Annotated in this window: 14 protein-coding genes and 1 pseudogene; 11 read left to right on the top strand and 4 right to left on the bottom strand. The window is 64.5% G+C overall.

The annotated features are described in order from the left end of the window. Positions 1 to 120: 120 nt before the first annotated feature. Positions 121 to 2070 (bottom strand): winged helix-turn-helix domain-containing protein, encoded by a 1950-nt coding sequence (locus S58_RS27170; protein WP_015668614.1) that lies wholly within the window; start codon positions 2068 to 2070, stop codon positions 121 to 123. Positions 2071 to 2329: 259 nt separating this feature from the next. Between S58_RS27170 and S58_RS27165 the strand changes: the two genes are divergently transcribed. Together S58_RS27165 and S58_RS37835 are read left to right on the top strand one after the other, a co-directional pair. After that, positions 2330 to 3337 (top strand): NAD(P)H-dependent flavin oxidoreductase, encoded by a 1008-nt coding sequence (locus tag S58_RS27165; protein ID WP_015668613.1) that lies wholly within the window; start codon positions 2330 to 2332, stop codon positions 3335 to 3337. 66 nt (positions 3338 to 3403) lie between these two features. Then, positions 3404 to 3544, top strand: a pseudogene (locus S58_RS37835) (A/G-specific adenine glycosylase); the annotation flags it as partial. 174 nt (positions 3545 to 3718) lie between these two features. On the opposite strand, the gene S58_RS27160 reads toward S58_RS37835, so the two are convergent. Continuing rightward, complete coding sequence (locus S58_RS27160) at positions 3719 to 4462, bottom strand: AraC family transcriptional regulator (protein ID WP_042340247.1); 744 nt, start codon at positions 4460 to 4462, stop codon at positions 3719 to 3721. Positions 4463 to 5171: 709 nt separating this feature from the next. Between S58_RS27160 and S58_RS27155 the strand changes: the two genes are divergently transcribed. Together S58_RS27155 and S58_RS27150 are read left to right on the top strand one after the other, a co-directional pair. Beyond that, complete coding sequence (locus tag S58_RS27155) at positions 5172 to 5609, top strand: HIT family protein (RefSeq protein WP_015668610.1); 438 nt, start codon at positions 5172 to 5174, stop codon at positions 5607 to 5609. Positions 5610 to 5795: 186 nt separating this feature from the next. Beyond that, positions 5796 to 6608: an SDR family NAD(P)-dependent oxidoreductase gene (locus S58_RS27150; protein WP_052351224.1), complete on the top strand. Its 813-nt coding sequence runs from the start codon at positions 5796 to 5798 to the stop codon at positions 6606 to 6608. A gap of 810 nt (positions 6609 to 7418) precedes the next feature. Here the strand turns inward: S58_RS27150 and S58_RS27145 are convergent. Further along, on the bottom strand, positions 7419 to 9158 hold the full coding sequence (locus S58_RS27145) for a sensor domain-containing diguanylate cyclase (RefSeq protein WP_015668607.1): 1740 nt from the start codon (positions 9156 to 9158) through the stop codon (positions 7419 to 7421). Positions 9159 to 9610: 452 nt separating this feature from the next. Between S58_RS27145 and S58_RS27140 the strand changes: the two genes are divergently transcribed. After that, a complete protein-coding gene (locus S58_RS27140; RefSeq protein WP_015668606.1) occupies positions 9611 to 10609 on the top strand; it encodes an MBL fold metallo-hydrolase in 999 nt (332 codons plus the stop codon). Positions 10610 to 10690: 81 nt separating this feature from the next. Then, entirely contained in the window at positions 10691 to 11311 is a 621-nt protein-coding gene (locus S58_RS27135) for a glutathione S-transferase family protein (protein WP_015668605.1), read from the top strand. Positions 11312 to 11346: 35 nt separating this feature from the next. Here S58_RS27135 and S58_RS27130 read toward each other — a convergent pair whose 3' ends face one another. Continuing rightward, on the bottom strand, positions 11347 to 12279 hold the full coding sequence (locus S58_RS27130; RefSeq protein ID WP_015668604.1) for a LysR family transcriptional regulator: 933 nt from the start codon (positions 12277 to 12279) through the stop codon (positions 11347 to 11349). A gap of 92 nt (positions 12280 to 12371) precedes the next feature. Between S58_RS27130 and S58_RS27125 the strand changes: the two genes are divergently transcribed. The 5 genes from S58_RS27125 (at position 12372) to S58_RS27105 (ending at position 17913) form a co-directional block, all read left to right on the top strand. Continuing rightward, positions 12372 to 12797: a nuclear transport factor 2 family protein gene (locus S58_RS27125; RefSeq protein ID WP_015668603.1), complete on the top strand. Its 426-nt coding sequence runs from the start codon at positions 12372 to 12374 to the stop codon at positions 12795 to 12797. Between the two features lie 32 nt (positions 12798 to 12829). Further along, positions 12830 to 13252, top strand: a complete 423-nt coding sequence (locus tag S58_RS27120) for a nuclear transport factor 2 family protein (protein ID WP_015668602.1) — start codon at positions 12830 to 12832, stop codon at positions 13250 to 13252. A gap of 190 nt (positions 13253 to 13442) precedes the next feature. Next, on the top strand, positions 13443 to 14036 hold the full coding sequence (locus S58_RS27115; protein ID WP_042340246.1) for a biliverdin-producing heme oxygenase: 594 nt from the start codon (positions 13443 to 13445) through the stop codon (positions 14034 to 14036). Between the two features lie 2 nt (positions 14037 to 14038). Next, positions 14039 to 16570 (top strand): HWE histidine kinase domain-containing protein, encoded by a 2532-nt coding sequence (locus tag S58_RS27110; protein ID WP_042340963.1) that lies wholly within the window; start codon positions 14039 to 14041, stop codon positions 16568 to 16570. Positions 16571 to 16863: 293 nt separating this feature from the next. Beyond that, the gene (locus S58_RS27105; RefSeq protein WP_015668599.1) at positions 16864 to 17913 is read left to right on the top strand and encodes a hypothetical protein; all 1050 of its coding nucleotides are present in this window, start codon (positions 16864 to 16866) and stop codon (positions 17911 to 17913) included. Positions 17914 to 17916: the final 3 nt, after the last annotated feature.

The raw sequence follows: 17916 nt of genomic DNA, 5'->3' as shown, positions 1-17916 counted from the left end.
CCCCCCCCCAACAGCGCACGCCTCATGCCGCGCTCTCGCGCGCGCCGTGCGCACCATTTCGGTGAACTAAGGGCACCGTCATCGCAAGTCTGCGTCTAATCCCAAATAAGCAGAACACCTTCAACGGCTGAGAGCCTGCTGGCTTGCCCGTTCTGGTTCAGCGGACGTGCCGAATGCGACGTAGCGATAACCCGCCTTGGGGACCGTCTGAATGCAGTCTCGTCTGGGACCCAGCTTCTTGCGCAGCGTGCGCACGAGCGTATCGACGACGTTGCTGCCGACATGGGCCCGTCGCCAGATGCGCTCGATAAGATCTTCCCGGCGCACCACTGCCGGCGCACGATCGATCAGTTCGCCAAGAACCTGCGCTTCCATGGGCGTTAGCTCGATTGCGCGTCCTTCCACCATGACCTCGCGCCGATCGCGTGCAAAATCCAGGCGGGCGATTCCACCCGGACCGGCATCGATCAGAGCCGCAAACCACGCGATCATGTCGCCTCCAGGGATATCGAGCACCATCGTGTCCGGCGTGCCGGTTCGCGGTTGTTCCAGAGGACGAAATCCGAGCCGGTGCAGAAGGTCGCGATCCTCTGCAACTGCGCAGGTGTAGATTCGCGCCACCCCCCGGCGCTCAATGTAGTTGCGCTTCAAGTCGAGGATGCAAGCGGTGCGGCCAGGCGGATTGGCTCCATTGGCTCTTGCGGCCATCTGGCGGATGAACAGGATTTCTCCTTCGACGGGATTGGCGGCCAGATGAGCCTGCCACGCGGCAAACAGAGGGTCGACAGCGCCGAGCCCTGAATGCGGATCGTCCTGCCGTGCGAACAGATAGAAGGCCAACACTTCGCCCTCCGGTCCCCTTGCCACGGAAAAGCGATGCGGCAACCGCTGGGCCCAGACCTCGATGCGGGCGCGCTCGTCGGCGCCGTCACGGAGTTCGGCGATATCGAGGATCTGGTCGAAATCGTCAGCGCGGGCTGGATCGACAGGAGGCGCTTCCTCTCCCGGCGGGAAGAACGCGTTGCGAAGTGCCGGCTGCTCCAGGAGGTGCAGAAGATCGGCCATGAGGCGCCAACGGCCGGAGCGTCCCGCCGCGCGAAGATGGCTGACGATCCAGTCCGCTGCGGTTTTGCGCCAGAGCTGGTAGCGTTCGGGTTCAACGGCAGACATCCAGTCGACGATCGCTCGCCGCACTGGTTCGGCGATATAGATTCCTTCCGCATCGCGCTTCGCGAATGGCAGTGTTTCGATCGCCTCGATCAGCGAAAGCGGGATCGGCTCCCCTGTTTCCAGGATGGTCGAGAGCAGGGCGCGGTTGGCTCGCCGAACGATGGCGCATGCTTCGACCGCTCGGCGCAAGGCGCTGTCGCCGATGGCGTGCAGGATCGCATTGGCAAGTTCGCCGACGTCGCGCGCGGTGCCAAGCGAACCGGTACGTGCCGCGTGGATCGCCATTCGCAGGCCAAGAGGATAACCGCCGCTCAAGAGCCAGATGCGCTCGGCGATATCAGCCGAGAGACCCGCCGCTGCGACCGCCGCATCGCTTTCCGCCCTCGGAAGCGTACCGAGCTTGATGTCGAGGAAGTACTGCCCGTACTCGACCGACCAGGCAGGCGGTGGAGGGACGGAGCCGGCGAGGACAAAGCGCGTAGTTGCGGGGAGAGCGGGAATGAGGTCAGCGCGAAGCCACGACGCCGCCAGGCGCCAGGTGTCGACGTCGTCGACCATCACGACGGTGATATCCCCGACGCCCGCAAGCGCGGCTGCAAGCTCGGCGACCGTTCGGACGTCGTGACTAACGACGCTGCCGAGCGCCGTCAGGATCGCCGTCGGCGTGGGCTTCACGGCGCCCGCCGCAATATGCAGACGGCGGACACCCTGATCCTCGAGGCAGGCATCCAGCGCCGAAACAAGCGTTGTCTTGCCGATGCCGGCGGGGCCGTGAACGTAGGCGACAACAGGTCCTCCAGGCGCCGTCACCTGGCGCAGCAGGCGCAGTTCAGCGTCGCGTCCGGCCAGAGCAGTGCGATGCCCCTGGCGTATCAGGCCGGCAATCGTCATCGCATCCATGAGAGAGTTTCTCATCGAATACTCATCGCGCCATCATGATCCCGTCCACGCGGTGAGTCTATATGCGGGCTGCGACATTCCTGCAGCCTGAGGGGACACGAGCATGAAGACGCATTCCTGTTTCAGTCTCCGTTCCCCGGCCCGTCGGGAAAGGAACTGACGGAAGCCTCGCGCGGCCTCGCGAATGACATCGCGTCTTGACGATTTCCAGCCGGCGCGCGGGCGCCGGTCGCCTCATTACAATCAAAGGATATTCAGGATGTTTTCAACTTCGATTACCCGGGCCTTCGGGCTCACGACCCCGATCGTCAATGCAGGCATGGCCATGATCGCGCGTCCCGCACTCGCGGCTGCGGTCAGCGAGGCCGGCGGGCTTGGTACGATCGGCTCCGACATCAATCCGCCCGACGTCCTGCGCGATCTCGTCCGACAGACGAAGACACTGACGAAACGGCCTTTCGGCGTCGATCTGATCGGCGACTTCCTCACCGATGACCACATCTCCGTCCTCATTGAGGAACAGGTAGCGCTTGCCATCTTCTTCTGGACGTTGCCGACGCCAGAGCTTGTCCAACGGTTGAAGCAGGCCGGGATCAAGGTCTGGATGCAGGTCGGCCGCGTCGCCGAAGCCGAGCAGGCGGCCGCACTCGGCGCCGATGCACTCATCATCCAGGGCGCCGAGGCGGGCGGGCACAATCGAGCCGAGGCGTCGACCATGACGCTCTTCCCGCGCATTCGGCGTCGCTTCCCCCGCCTGCCGTTGCTCGCCGCCGGCGGCATCGTCGATGGTACGACCATGGCGGCCGCACTCGTGCTCGGCGCCGATGCGGTCTGGTGCGGCAGCCGCTTTCTCGCCTCGACAGAGGCGGAAGCTCACGCGAGCTACAAGGATCGCGTGGTGTCTGCCGATGTCGGCGATACGGCGATCCTCTCCATCTACGGCCCCGAGTGGCCTGGTCAGGCCATGCGAGCGATCGTCAATGACGGTGCGCGCGTGGCGTTGGGGCGAGAAGCCGAGGCCATAAAGGATGCCGAGGGCCAGGTGATCGGTTCGACGATCCTCAATGGGCAGACGATCCCCCTCCCGCGCTATAGCGCCATCCTGCCGACCCGCGATTTCGACGGCGACATCGAGCAGGCTTGCCTGACTGCCGGGCAGAGCGTCGGCAACATCGACGAGATCCTGCCGGCCGGCGAGATCGTCCGGCGCATGACACGTGAGGCGAAGGCGGCGCTCGACCGTCTCGCTGCCAGGGAGGAGGCCTGAGTGATGCATGCGCTTTCACTACTCGAGCCGCCACCAGTTCGCGCTCGTCGGCCTCCGGCCCGGCACGAGCTCGTGGTCTACACGGCCAAAGTGCCGGCCCGCACGCGCGCGCCGGCCGGCATGCGCTGGGTCCCGATCGCCACGCTTGACGGCGAGGCGCCGCCCAACGTGATGCGCAAGGTCGTCGCGCATGGGCTGGGGGACTGAGGCGGCGTCTGTGACGGAGGCTGAAGAGCCCGGCCGAATTAGCTGACGTAGGGTAGGCAAAGGCGCGCATCACCACAGCTCGCGACGGGCGCGCTGTTTCGCGCGCCGTGCCCACCCTACCTGACCTCGGCCGATCTCGACGCTCGACCGCCGTGCCGGTGGCGGCCATCGTAGTTACTCGATCAATTGAATCTGGACCCTGGACGGAGCGTCCTTGAGCACGCTGGCCGCAGTAGCGCCAAAGGTTGCCTTGAAGGCGTGGCTGAAATGGCTGGAGCTCGCAAAGCCTGCATCGAGGGCCGCCGACGTGATGGAATCGCCGCCTCCCACACGCTTCACAGCGTGCCGGAAACGAATCCAAATCCTGAACGTCCTCAACGGCACCCCAATCTCTTGGACGAACAGATGCTGCAGGCGACTGGGGGAAAGGTCGACTCGCCGGGCCAGTTCCTGGATCGAGTGATTGCGGGCGATGTCAGCCCTTATGATCGATACGATATGTTCAACCCGCGCATCGATTCGTGGTGGGCGCGGTTCGATCCCCAATGCCTGTTCAGCAGCGAAATCGAATTCGTCGAAGCGAAGCTTGTCACCTGCCTGATGCAACACGTAGAGATTCCGCACAGCGGCGATAAGCGAACTTTCGACATCAGGGTCCAGTGAGCTCAGGCCACATCCCTGATGGGGCGAGAGGCGCCGATAGTAAGGATCGTCAGGATCATTGTATATCACGGCGACCGGCGCCCCGCTTAGATCAAGGGTATGCGACAAGCCTGCGGGAATGATCGCCGTAAGGCAGGCCAGGCTCTGCTCGGACATTGTGGTGCCGATCCGCAGAGGGGCCTGAAGGGCCACCAGGCAGACCGATATTGGATGCCGGTGCAGCGGCAGCGCGCCCAGACGCCCGATGAACATCATTCGTTGGGGCCAGAGGCACAACAAAGCCCTCTTGTCGAAATTGGTAGCCGATTCTGGCAAGCGACCATTCCTCCACACGTCTATGCTTCGAGAAGATCACGCCGACGCAATCCAGCGACCGAGGCGCGCAAGCTCTTGTCGTACGCGGCGTCCATAGCGGAAAGATGTGTTTGGGGAAATAATGTCCAGCGCTCTCTTGATTTCGACTATTGAGTTGTGGCGGCTTCTTGCCGTGGCCGGCATCTGGAAATGCCGCCGCATGATGGCATCGCCCGAAGTCAAGACGCCTGTTTGCGCCGACCTCTGCCATCGCGGCGTCAATGTGTTCATTTGTCTGATTGGTTCTTGCAGAATTTGCGCGGCCGAGCTCTTGGCCACGGGGCGTCAACGTGATCGCCGTCAGCGCGCGATCACCTTCCTCGCGACGGCGTGTAGCTTTCAACGATCACCCGAAGAGCCGGATTTGAACGCCTGTCACACGAGAAGTTTAAGCGCGCCACGCGGTATCGCCCGCTTGCAACACGCGCACGGTCGGCCTCAGCCGGACTAAGAGACGACAGTCCGTGTCCCCCGCGCCGCGCCCGGCACACGAGACCCCCTTCGGCGATTGAGCCGCCGTGCCGGGGACCACACGTCCTCAGCCGATGGAGCACCGCGCCGTCACACAAAACCGCCCCACCGCAGTCTCTCCCATACTCCGGAGCACCAGATGACCCTCACCGTCCCCTACGACCCCAACAACATCTTTGGCCGAATCCTTCGCGGCGAAGTCCCTGCCGCCAAGGTCTGGGAGGACGATCACGTCCTCGCATTCATGGACGCCTTTCCCCAGGCCGAGGGGCATATCCTGGTAATCTCGAAGACCTCGACGGCCCGCACCCTGCTGGACGTGGAGCCGGACGTGCTCGCTCGGATGGCCGTAGCCACCCGACGCACCGCCCGGGCCGTGGTCAAGGCGCTCGCACCGGAGGGTTTCCTGATCGCGCAGTTGAACGGCGCAGCCAGCGGTCAGACCGTCTTCCACCTGCATTTCCATATCATACCTCGCTGGGCGGACGTTCCGATGAAGGGCCACGGGGAGGCGCCGATGGGTAAACCAGAAACCCTGCTCGCCCTCGCCGACCGCATCGCCGCTGCGCTCGATTGACCGCAGCCCGGCATGCGGTCTGCTGTCGCTCAAATACCGATCGGAAAAGCTCGGATGTGGCAGCACAAATAAATGTAGCGATGCCTTGCGGCGACGCGTCGTCGCCCTGCGGGGTATCAAACGCACGGAGCTTGTCCGAAGTCCTGCTCAGCAACGGCACTTGGGAGGCTCAGCAAGGATTCTCCTATGTTCCGTTCACTCAGCATTGTCATCACCGGGGGAGCGACGGGCCTGGGCTTTGCGATAGCGAATGCGCTTACGTCCGAAGGAGCTCGGCTGACGCTCCTCTCGCGGCAAACCGACAATCTGGATCGCGCGGTTCAGGAACTTCGTCGGCGACACGCCGGCGCCGATATCGAGGTTCAGACCGTCGATGTTGGCGATCCAATTGCAGCGTTCCAGGCTATCGAGGAGGTTGCCCGGCGCCGTGGAGGGATCGACATGGTGTTCAACAATGCAGGTGTGATGCGCGAGGGGCGGTTCGAGACTCTCACCGACGATGACTTCCGGGCCGTGATGCAAACCAATTTCTTTGGTGCGGTCAATGTCACGAGGGCTGCTCTACCCCATCTGGGCGCCACGGGCGGGCGGTTGATAAATATAGCATCGGTCGCTGGTTTGGCCGGCATTTTCGGTTTCACCGCCTATGGATCTGCGAAACACGCCTTGGTCGGCTTTACCGAATGCCTGCACTACGAGCTGCCGCGCCAAGGTATCAAGGTTCACCTCGTCTGTCCGGCGGAGTTCGAGACGCCGATGGTGGCGGAGCTCGATTCCTATCGGACACCGGAGAACCGGCGACATACGCTTGCCATCCCGAGAACTCCCTTGGACATCGTTGTTGCGGACACATTGCGGGGAATCCAGCGCGATCGGTATTTCATCGTTCCGGGTGGGCGCGCCCGGCTGGCCGTCCTCGGCCTTCGGCTCTTCCCATCGATTGCACGTCAGCTCGGCGCGCGCATTGTCGCGAAACTCGAGTGGAAGCGCCCGGCGTGAGTTCATCGTCATGCCGATCCATCCCTCCATGGCGTCCCGCGACGTGTCTTCCGTTTTTCAGAATATTTCTTGACTCCACCCCCAAATCAGGTGTCTTATCCGCCCCGTTCCGTCCCAGTAGGAGGGGCGTACGCGTCGTCACGACACGCGGGGCGGGATGCGGTGGCTGCGACGGCGTCGTTAGGACGAGCGACGTCGACCGGCTTCGTCCAGTGCTGCAGCGGCTTGCCGTCGTGGTGCCGGTGCGAGGTCTTTCGCGGACGTTGAAATCGTGTGGTCCTGGCATCCCGACGCTGATGCCAAGCTGGTGGTGATGATGATCCGCCGGTGACGGGGGCAAAACAGCCGGTCCCCGGGGAGATCACGTATAAGACGGAAGCCCATCGCGCAGGGAATGCCGGATGACCGGCTGGACCTGTGGTTCCTGCCGCCTGCATTTTTTTCGCAGGCGGGCCATGGGTTGCGGCCAGCACCCGGCATTCCCTGCGCCCTCTTCGCTTGGAGGGTTCATCCTCAGCAATCACTCGGGCGCATCGCGCGCCGCGAGACGGAGGGCTCATGTCTGCTTGCCGGACAGGACGATGCCAACGCGCAGGTGCCGAAAATGGCGGACGTGATCCGCCAGTACCGAGAACTCGGCGTCGTCACGCATGTCTTTGCGCATTTCCCGCTCGAGCCCGTGGTCTACACCGCAAAGGCGCTGTCACGAGCGCGCGCGGGGGCGGGAGGCGCTGGGTGCCGACCGCGACGCGCGATGGCGAGGCGCTGCCCAACGTCATACACAGGGTGGCGGGGCACGAGCTCAGCCGATCAGGCGGCGCGGGCCAGGCTGGTTGGAGACGGCGCCATCAGGACGACGCGGTTGCGGCCGGTGGTCTTGGCTGCATACAAGCCCTGGTCTGCGCGCTCGATCATGTCCTGGATGTCGCGGTCGTTCTCTTCGAGCAGGGACAGCCCGATCGAAACGGTCGCCGGCACGCAGCTGGCCCCGTTCTCGATGGTCGCCACCTCGATGTTGCGCCGGATACGTTCGGCGAGCAGCATGGCGGTGGGCTCGTCGATTTCGCGCAACAGAACCACGAATTCCTCGCCGCCGAAGCGTGCCGCCTTGTCGGTGGTCCGGATCGAGCCATTGATGATGTCGGCAACCGCCTTGATCGCCTGGTCGCCGACCGCATGGCCGTGCGTATCGTTGATCTTCTTGAAATGATCGATGTCGATCATCAGTGTTCCCAGACCGCGCTGGTATCGCCGGCAATACTGCATCGCGTCGTCGGCCGCGGCAACGAAAGCGCGCCGGTTCATCAGGCCGGTCAGGAAGTCCTGGTCGGCCAGTCGCTGCAGCCTGGTCAGATCGTCCTGGAATTGCAGCGCGTTCTCGGTCGCACGCAGCTCGGCCTCCTTGGTGCGCTCCTCGGCAAGGCCGATCCGGCGCAGCAGCGACCGCAGCGCGCGCGTGAGCTGCACCACTTCGGCCGATCCGCCCTGCCGGGCGAGCATGGAGGGGCCGGAGAGGCGCCCGATCCGGTCAGCCTCTTGGGTCACGGCCCGGATCGGGGCCGCAATTCGCCGCGCCATCAGCAGCGCAAGCGAGACACCGATCAGCGCGACCGCAGCGCCGATGCCGAGAATGATCTCTGCCGATCGCATCGCGGCCGCCAGCGCCACGCTTGCGGGCTGGCTGGCGGTCACGATCCAGTTCAGGCCCTGATATTCACGATGTCCGGTTCCGACATGGAAGGCGGTCAGCATCTTCTCGTCGCCGGCCGTCTCGATGAAGGTGCCGTCTCGGTTCTTGAGAATGCCGGCGAGCTGTTCACCGCTGTACTTGACCGTGTCGCGTTGGGCGCCGACGAGGACCGTGCCGTCCTTGCCGATGATCGCAAGGCGGGTGTCGGCCCCGCCGTCATTGTCTTCGATGTCCTTGATGAGCGCGCTGGCCCAGTCCCAGTTCAGATGGCCGCCGAGCACGCCCAGCAGCTTGCCGTCGGCGTCGAACACCGGCATCGACAGGTCGACGAAGCGATAGGGCTCGTCCGTGGCACGCTGGGTCAGGAGCGAGGCGAGCAGGATGGCCTCGTGGACGTCGCCGACCGCCATGCGCTGCAGGCCATTCTTGAACCATGGCCGCGCCGCGACCGACTGGCCCTGCAGCAATCCGCCGGTCGACGCGATCACCTTGCCGTCGACATCGGCAAAGCCGATCCAGGCAAATTCCGAAAAGGTGCGCTGCAATTGCTCGAGCACATTCCGGACCTCGCCCGGCTCGCCGTGCCAGACTTTCTGCAGAGGCCGCAATTGCGACAGCAGGCTCATTTCCTGCTGGCGCACCGCCATGAAGCGGTCCAGCCGGCCGGCTGCGTTGGTCGCGAGGTTCGTGAGATTGCCGTTCAACAACGCTGCGGTATTGTGGTAACTGACGAAGGCCGCGCTCGCGGCCAAGGCTCCGATGAGCATGAGCGAGATGGCGGCCGTCGCTGCTGCGATCTGCATGCGTACGCTGAGGCGGTTTTCGACCGCGCGTATCCGGTCCTTGAGGGTCTGGAACATGATGGCATCATCGGTTGTTCTCGTTGTGCCAACTGTTTGCGCAAACGATTCTCAATCTGTTACCGCGCAACTGCACTTTGCCCGCATGTTGAATCGGCAATGAACGGAAGTCGTAAAGGGGTCCTGCAGCGGGAACCGGCGCGGTTGCCCGCGCTTCTGTTCGCCGACAATGGGACCCTGGCTGGCGACCGCAACGGCGAATGGACGGCCTGTCGAAAGCGCGTGGGCGCGAAGCTGAAGCTTCGCGACTGCAGCGCTGAAACATTCCGTCCTTGGCGTCTTTTTCATTGCCGCCAAAGCGAGGACGACGGTAATCTGAGATTGCGCTGATCTATCTTGCATCCTTGGGTGTGCGAAGCCCGCAGCTGCTGCCGACACATTGGCAAATCAAACGCCTGATGAGGCCGGGTGACTCCCGGGCCAACATAAGGCTCGGATCAGAGGAGGAACGGATGGCCAAGGCTGCAGGATTCTCACGTCGTTCGATGCTGGGCTTTGGCGCCACGGCCGGGCTCTGTGGATTGTCCGGGATCATGAGCCCCGGCGCGCTGGCCAAGGGCCCGTTCCTCAACACCCAGGCGCCGACGTTCTTTCGCTTCAAGCTCGGTTCTGCGGAGGCCACCATCATCTCGGATGGCGTGCTGCCGCTCGGCGATCCTCATGCGGCGTTCCTCGGCATATCCGCTGGCGATCTGGACTCGATGCTGACGAACAACTTCCTGCCGGTCGGGGCTGCGACGCTGGAGCAGAACATTCTCGTGCTCAACACTGGCGACAAGATCATCATCTTCGACAACGGCATGGGCGTCTCGAAGCTGTTCGGCGACACCACCGGCAAGATGCTGCTGACGTTGAAGCAGGCCGGCATCGATGCCAAGGACGTCGACGCGCTGGTCATGACGCATGCGCATATCGATCATTGCGGCGGCGTGATCGGCGCTGATGGCAAGCCGAGCTTCCCCAATGCCGAGCTGTTCATCTCCGAGGCCGACTTCACCTTCTGGACCGATGAGGCGAAGGTCGGGCCCACCTACAAGGCGTTCTACGAGCAGGCGGTGCGCAATCTGCTGCCGGTCAGGGACCGCATCACCTTCTTCAAGGATGGCCAGGAGTTCCTGCCGGGCGTGCAGGCGATGTTCACGCCGGGCCATACGGTCGGGCATACGATCTTCCTGATCCAGTCGGGCCAGGATCAGCTCGCCTATATCGGCGATATCTCGCACCATCCGGTGCTGCTGATCGAGAAGCCGCTGATCGAGTTCGCCTATGACACCGATCCGAAGCAGGCCGCCAAGACCCGCGTCCGCGTGCTCGACATGCTCGCGGCCAACCGGACGCGCATCCTCGGCTATCATTTCCCGTGGCCGGGCATCGGCCATATCGGCAAGCTCGGCGACGGCTTCCGCTATTATCCGACCGCCGTGCACACGATGGACGTGGCGCCGATCTAGCGTGTGTCGAGTGGTCGAAGTGCGGGGTGGACGGCCGATGGCGCCGCGGCTAGGTTCAGGCATCGTCTGTCAGGGATCACCATGTTGAAGCTCTATGTCGCGCCAGGCACCTGCGCGCTCGCCACGCACATCACGCTCGCCGAAGCCGGCGCCGACTACGTCGCCGAGAAGATCAGCTTCAAGATCAACCAGCAGAACAGTCCCGATTATCTCGCGATCAACCCCAAGGGCCGGGTGCCCGCGCTGGTGACCGAGCGCGGCGTTCTGACCGAGACGCCGGCGATGCTGGCCTATCTCGCGCAGCGCTTTCCGCAAGCCCGATTGGCCCCGCTCGACGACGTCTTCGCGTTCGCCGAGGTGCAGTCCTTCAACAGCTATCTCTGCTCGACGGTGCACATCGCCCACGCGCACAAGCTGCGCGGCGCTCGCTGGGCCAGCGAGGAGTCCTCCTTCGCGGACATGAAGCGCAAGATCCCCGAGACGATGGCGGCGTGCTTCGCCCTGATCGAGCAGAAGATGCTGCGCGGTCCCTGGGTGATGGGGGAGCAGTACACGATCTGCGATCCCTATCTGTTCACGATCGCGCAATGGCTCGAGGGCGACAGCGTCGACATCAACGCCTTTCCCAAGGTGGCCGATCATTTCAAGCGGATGTCCGAGCGGCCGGCCGTGCAGAAGGCGTTCGCGGAACTGGCGGCCTGACGGTGGTTTGACGGCAACCGGTCGCGGGCGCCGGCTCATCCGCCCTTCGTCATGCGCGCGGGCAGGCTGCCGAGTTCACGGCCCGTCTCCAGCATCAGCGTGCGCAGCCAGATCGAGCCCGGCTCGATCTGCGCCCTGGTCGGATAGAACATGTATTGCTCGTCGAGGCCGGGATCGAGCGGCGGCGCAACGGTCGCAAGCGACAATTGCCGCGCCAGCGCCGCGATCAGCCGCCGCGGCACGAAGGCCACGAGATCGGTGCGCGCGGCGACATGCAGCGCCTCGATGTAGCTCGGCACCACCAGCGCGATCCGCCGCTCCCAGCCCTTGCTTCGTAACCACATGTCGATCAGGTCCTCGCTCTGGCCGCGCAGCACGACGGCGACGTGCCGGGCCGCCAGAAAGGCGTCTCGCTTGCTCAGCCGCCTGCCGATCGGGTGACCGCGCCGCACCGCGAGCGCATCGCTGTCGGTGTAGAGCAACTGGCGGTGAAAGCCTTTGAAGGCGTCGCCGATCGAGATCACCATGTCGATGGTGCGGCCGAACTCGGCGTGGAAGATCGCGGGTCCCCGCCACGGCACGACGTCGATGCGGATGTTGGGCGCAGCCCGCGTCACCTTCGCCATCAAGGGCGGCATCAGCAGTTCGACCGCGAGATCGGGCATCATCAGGCGAAACTGGCGCTCGCTGCTGGCGGCGTCGAACACGTCCGGCGTGAACAGGCCGCGCACCTGATCCAGCGCCAGCGCGAGCGGGGCGCGCAAGGCGAGCGCGCGCGGCGTCAATTCCATCCGCGCGCCGGTGCGCACCAACAACGGATCGCCGATCAGATCGCGCAGCCGCTGCAGCGCGTGGCTGGTGGCGGGTTGCGACAGGCCGATCCGCAGGGCCGCCCGGCTGACGCTGCTTTCGCGCAGCAATGCGTCGAGGGCCACCAGCAGATTCAGATCGAGCGCGGTCAAATTCATCGGGTGAATTTATACCATATTCCATATCGATTGGAAGAATGAGGCTGGATCCCGCATGGTCGTGCCATCGCCCACACACGCAAGGAGACGCCATGACCGCCGCCGCCAACAAGCAATTGATGCAGCACCTGCTCGCCAAGGCCGCCGCCGGCGACCGCACACCCTATGTCGAGGCCATCGCCGACGACGTCAGGATGGTCGTCACCGGACAATATTCATGGTCGCAGACGTTCAGGGGCAAGGAGGCGCTGCTGCGCGATCTCTACGGTCATCTCGCCAGCCTTCTGGCGGACGGACGCCGCACCATTCCGCTGCGCTTCATCGCCGATGACGACCATGTCGTGGTCGAAGGCAAGGGCGAGATGCGCACGAAAGCGGGCCAGCCCTACAACAACGACTACTGCCTGATCTACCGGCTGCGCGACGGGCGCATCGTCGAGATCCGGGAATATTGCGATTCGGCGCTGACGGAGGCGGTGCTCGGGCCGTTTCCAGCCGCGCTGAAGCAGGCCGGCTGATGCGACCATCGTCGCGCAAAGGAGAGCGTGCCATGACGACCGACGCAAAGAGACATCACAACAAGCAGATCGTCCAGCACGTGTTCGACGAGTTGGCCAAGAGCAACGCGCAGCCGCTGCTGGCGCATCTCGCGGACGACTTTCGCTTCGTCATCATGGGCAGCGGATCGTGGTCGCGCAGCTATGACGGCAAGGAGGCCGTCCTCGCGGAGCTGTTTGCGCCGCTGCGGGCGCGGCTTGGCCGCATCACGACCATCCCTGTCCGGCTGATCGCGGAGGGCGACTACGTCGTGGTCCAGGCGTACGGCCGCAACACGACGAATGACGGCAAAGCCTATCACAACGACTACTGCAACGTGCTGCGGCTCGACGACGGACGCATCGCGGAATGGGTCGAGTACTGCGACACGCTCCTCATCGAATCTACGCTCGGTCCGCCCTCGGCTGCCACTTGACGAAGGGCGAACGGGTGCAAAAGCAAGGGCGGCGGCAGGTCGAAGCGATTGGAGGTGGTGCAGGTGATTCCGACCTTGAATAATCCCTGAGAGAAATAGCGCCAGAGAGGAGGGAACTACGGACGCCGATTGGCGTTTACTGCAGCCGTCGCGCGTCTGCGGCCGCTCTCCTTTTGCTAGGCCCCTTTTGATGCAGCTGGCTGCCGTTTCCGATGATCCGTCTCGCGCGCCCAGCACTCAGGGTCTTCGCCATCGATTGAAGGCGGCTACCGCCGCCGCGCATCATGCGCTGGATGAGCGCCTCGGTCAGTTCGATCTCACCACGACGGCGCACTACCGCCGCTTTCTTCAAGCCAGCGCCGCCGCGCTGTTGCCGCTGGAGGCCGCGCTGGAGCACGCCGGCGTCGCCGCATGTTTCGACGACTGGGCTCGGCGGCGGCGCTCCCCCGCGATCATGGCCGACCTCGCAGATCTCGGCGGCGTGGCAATCCCGATGAGCCTGCCGGTCCAGCGTCCCGACCGCGCCTTCGTGTTCGGCACGCTCTATGTCCTCGAAGGCTCGCGGCTGGGAGCGGCCTATCTGTTGCGCGTCGTCGCTGCCTCGGCCGATCCGAAAGTGCGGCGAGCCATCCGCTACCTTGGTCACGGCGCGGGCGTCGGGCTCTGGCACAGCTTCTTGTCGCAGCTCTCACGTGAGCCGGCGACGCCGGACGATGAAGTCCGGATGATCGAGAGTGCGCGTGAGGCGTTCGCGGTGTTTGCTCAAGCGGTGGCATGCGCATGACCATGAACGAGCCCGTCAATCTCACCAATTGCGATCGCGAGCCGATTCATGTTCCCGGCAGCGTTCAGCCGTTCGGATTTCTGCTTGCGCTGGTCTCGGATTTCACCATCTGCATGGCGTCGGAGAACGCGCCGGACTATCTCGGCGGCGACGTCGGCTGGCTGCTGCAACAGCCGATCACAGCGGTGCTCTCCGAGGCCGCGGCGACGGCGATCCGCTCCCGGGTCGATTATCTGAGCGGCCCGGATGCGGTCGAGCGCGTGTTCGGCGTCGACCTTCAGGGCCGTGGCCAGCTGTTCGATCTGGCGATACATTTTTCAGGCGCGTATCTGATCGTCGAGGCGGAGCCGAGCCTGATCGAGCCCGGCGTCAATTCCGGCGAACTGGTTCGCCTGATGCTCGGCCGCATCCGCAAGACGGCGGGCATGATCGACCTCGCACAGGAAGGGGCGCGCCAGCTCAAGCTGCTGACCGGCTTCGATCGTGTGATGGTCTATCGCTTCCATCCCGATGGGTCTGGCGAGGTGATTGCGGAGGTCGCGGGCTCAGGCCTGGAGCCGTTCCTCGGGCTGCACTACCCGGCGTCCGATATCCCCAGGCAGGCGCGCCAGCTCTACCAGCGTAACTGGCTGCGCATCATCGCCGATATCAACGCCGCGCCGGCCGAGCTGATGTCGACGCCTGCGCACAATGCCGGGCTGCTGGACCTGTCGATGAGCGTACTGCGCGCGGTCTCGCCCATTCACATCGAATATCTCCGCAACATGGGCGTGGCCGCGTCGATGTCGGTCTCGATCCTGCGCGACGGCAAACTGTGGGGCCTGTTCGCCTGCCACCATTATGCGCCTCATCATCTCTCGTTCGAGAAGCGCACGGCCGCCGAGCTGTTCGGCCAGATGTACTCCTGGCTGCTCGAGGCGCGCGAGCGCGAGACCGATGTCGCCTATGAGACGCGTGCGCATCAGATCCAGGAGCGTCTGATCGAGCGCGCGGCGTTGCAGGCGCACAGCAAGCGCGCGATCCTCGGCTTCGTCGCCGATTATCGGCAGATGATTGCGTGCGACGGCATCGCCGTGTGGTCGGACGAGGAGATCACGCTCGACGGGGAGACGCCGACCGAGGAGGAAGTCCAGGACCTGATCAGCTTCATCAACCGGACCTCGCCGGGGCGCATCTGCGCCAGCGCCGAGATTGCCAAGGTCTATGCTGCCGGTGAATCGTTCCGCGATCGCGCCGCAGGCTTTCTCGCCATTCCGATCTCGCGCACGCCGCGCGACTGCCTGATCTTCTTCCGTCGCGAGGTGCTGCGCTCGGTCAATTGGGCCGGTGATCCCAACAAGACCTATTCCGAGGGCCCGCTCGGCTCACGGCTGACGCCGCGCAAGAGCTTCGAGCTGTGGCAGCAGACGGTCGCCGGCCAATCGAAACCGTGGACGACGGCGGATCTGCGCATCGCGGAGAGCCTGCGTGTGACGCTGCTCGAAGTGATCCTGCAACTGGCGGAGCTCGCCGCGCGCGAGCGCCGCGGCGCGCAGGAGCGGCAGGAGCTCATGATCGCCGAGCTCAATCATCGCGTCCGCAACATCCTCAGCCTCGTGCGCGGCCTGGTCACGCAGAGCAAGGACACGGCGACCTCGATCGAGGAGTTCGCAACCGTGCTTGGTGGTCGCATCCAGGCGCTGGCGCGCGCGCACGACCAGATCACCAATTTGAATTGGGCACCTGTCGCGTTGCGCCATCTGCTGGAGTCGGAGGCGGGCGCCTATCTCGGCTCGCGGGCCGCGCGGGTGCGCATGGAAGGTCCCGACGTCGCGCTCGACCCCAAGGCGTTTGCGACGCTCGCGCTCGTCGTGCACGAGATGATGACCAACTCAGCGAAATACGGCGCGCTCGCCGACTCCACCGGGCAGGTCCAGGTAATGTGGCGGCTCGATCCCGGCGCAAGCCTCGTCATCGACTGGAAGGAGAGCGGCGGCCCGCCGGTGCAGCCGCCGTCGCGCCGCGGCTTCGGCACCACGATCATCGAGCGCTCGGTGCCGTTCGATCTTAAGGGCGACGCCGAAATCCGCTTCGACCTGCTCGGCGTTCAGGCGCGTTTCACGATTCCCGCCAATTTCGTGCAGGTGGTGCCGGCGATGGCGGGGGCGCCGTCGCGCCTTTCGTCCAAGGAGGAGCAGGCTCCGCGTCTCTCCGGCACGGTGCTGATCGTCGAGGACAATCTGATCATCGCGATGGGCGCCGAAGTGATCCTGCTCGAGCTCGGCGCGCGGCACATCGACACGGCAGCGTCAGTCAATCAGGCGCTGAAGTCGATCGAGCGCGCGATTCCCAGCTTCGCATTGCTCGATATCAACCTCGGCGCGGAGAGCAGCCTTCCTGTAGGACACAGGTTGAAGGAGCTCGGCGTGCCCTTCATGTTCGCCACCGGCTACGGCGAGCGCGCGCCGATTCCCACCGAGTTATCCGCTGCGCCCGTGATTCAGAAGCCGTACACGCGCGAGCTGGTCGAGAAGGCGCTGTCGAAGATGAAGTGATTCGATATGCAAGAGCATCACTGCGCTCATTGCGGTGATTGGCATGCATAATTTTCCACCGTCTGCTTGCTCACATCCGCGTGTTGTCGCGTCAGAGACGAGGCGCATGAGTGGCCACATCAGCGCGTATTCCAGCTGTTGCTGCGACAAAACAGCCCGAAAAAATTAGAAGCCATCCAAAGGACACCGCTGTTCTAACATTGTTTCGACAAATGGAACCTCGGCAGCCTTATTCCGAACGAAGTGATCGTCGAAACGGCGCATCGGGGGCGCGTTGAATCGTCGGAGGTCTGATGACGAATCGAACGGTGAGTTTGTTGCCGTATGTGGCTGTCGCCATGCTGGCGGGAGCGGCTGCGGTGACAATCGAATCTGAACCGGCATCGGCTGCTGACGAATGCCTGGCAAAGCCTGCGGGGACGCCGGCGGGGAAGCATTGGTTCTATCGCGTCGATCGCGCGACCAAGAAGCAGTGCTGGTATCTTCGCGACGACGACCGCGCCGCTCAGGGCGCGTCTCTCGTTACGCGAAAATTGGCATCGCATCGGGATCGCACGACGCTGTCGTCGAACGCGGCCGATGCGCGTGCGGAAATTCAATCGTCACCAAACCAGGTCGGCGATGAGATGAAGGTGGCGTCGTCGACGCCGACCGCGGCCGTTCGACCGTCGGCCGTCTTCCCGCCTGTTGCCGCATTTCCGACAGCCGCTGCGCCGTCGGTCCCGGCTGCTCCCGCATCGCTTGCGCCCATGAGCGCCGCGCCGGCCGCACCGGCGGCCGAAGCAGTCGAGGCGACCGCAAGTGATTCTGCTGTTGCGACGCGTTGGCCGGATTCATCCGGCACGCTTCAGGCGCAGCCCGCGCCGGCGCCGCGGTCCTCGTCCTACACGCTCGCTGCGGCGTCGAGCGATGCTGCATCGACCGAGACCACCGCGCCCGTTGCGACGTCGCCGACCCCGGCTGACGCTGCGCCGACGATGTCGGTCGCAGGGGCGGCTGATGACCCGGCGCGGACGCGGCTGTTTGCCTTCCTGGGCGCTGTCGCCATCGCGGGCTTCTCGACCAGCGTGCTGCTCGCGCGGGCCCGCGCCAAGCGGCAGCTTCGCATCGAGCCGGCCGCGGCGCGCCGCGTGACCCGCTGGCCCGCCGAACCGGAGCTCGATCGCATGCACCTGCCGGCCGTGGACAGCTTCTACCCGGCACCAGCCGGGCGCAGGGAGCAGCCGGCTCAGCGTGTGTCGCAGGTCTCGGTCGTGCCGCGCGACGACGCGCGCTATGACGAGGAGTATGAAGTCGAGAACCTGCTGGCCCGCTATTCGGGACAGGGACGCCAGAGGTCGTAAGCG

This window comes from Bradyrhizobium oligotrophicum S58 (genome assembly GCF_000344805.1).
Lineage (GTDB): Bacteria > Pseudomonadota > Alphaproteobacteria > Rhizobiales > Xanthobacteraceae > Bradyrhizobium > Bradyrhizobium oligotrophicum.
This window is presented reverse-complemented; position numbering and strand designations above follow the sequence as displayed.